The organism is Lactobacillus nasalidis (assembly GCF_016587775.1).
GTDB classification, from domain to species: domain Bacteria; phylum Bacillota; class Bacilli; order Lactobacillales; family Lactobacillaceae; genus Lactobacillus; species Lactobacillus nasalidis.
In genome coordinates this window covers 1-442 of record NZ_BOCG01000390.1, presented here as the reverse complement: position 1 = coordinate 442, position 442 = coordinate 1, and the positions used below count along the sequence as shown (strand labels likewise).

The following is a 442-nucleotide window of genomic DNA, read 5'->3' as shown; positions in this document are numbered from 1 at the left end:
ACAGCCCGGTTCCGCAACTTAGCCCAGAGCAGTACCAGGCCATCGTTGACCAGCTGGTCAAGCCAACGGCCAAGGGTCTGGAAGCAGGCGGCTATGACTACCACGGCGTTTTGTACCTGGGGCTGATGATGACCAGCCAAGGCCCGAAGATGATCGAGTACAACGTCCGCTTGGGCGACCCGGAAACTGAAGTGGTTCTGCCGCGCCTTAAGAGCGACTTTGCCGAATTGATCGATGCCTGCATCAATGATGAAGAGATGCCGGCGGTCGTTGAAGACGACAAGGCTGTGCTGGGCGTTATCCTGGCCGCTGAGGGCTACCCAAAGCAGCCGGTCAAGGGCCAAAAGCTGGGCTTGCTGCCAGAAGAAGCCGGGATTTTCGTCGACTATGCCAATGTGACAGGGGATGCCGGCGACCTGGCCGGCAGCGGCGGCCGGGTCTT

General features: G+C 60.0%; 1 pseudogene. It reads left to right on the top strand.

Annotated elements, in window-relative coordinates:
• A pseudogene (locus tag lacNas_RS07110) lies at nt 1-442 on the top strand (phosphoribosylamine--glycine ligase); the annotation flags it as partial.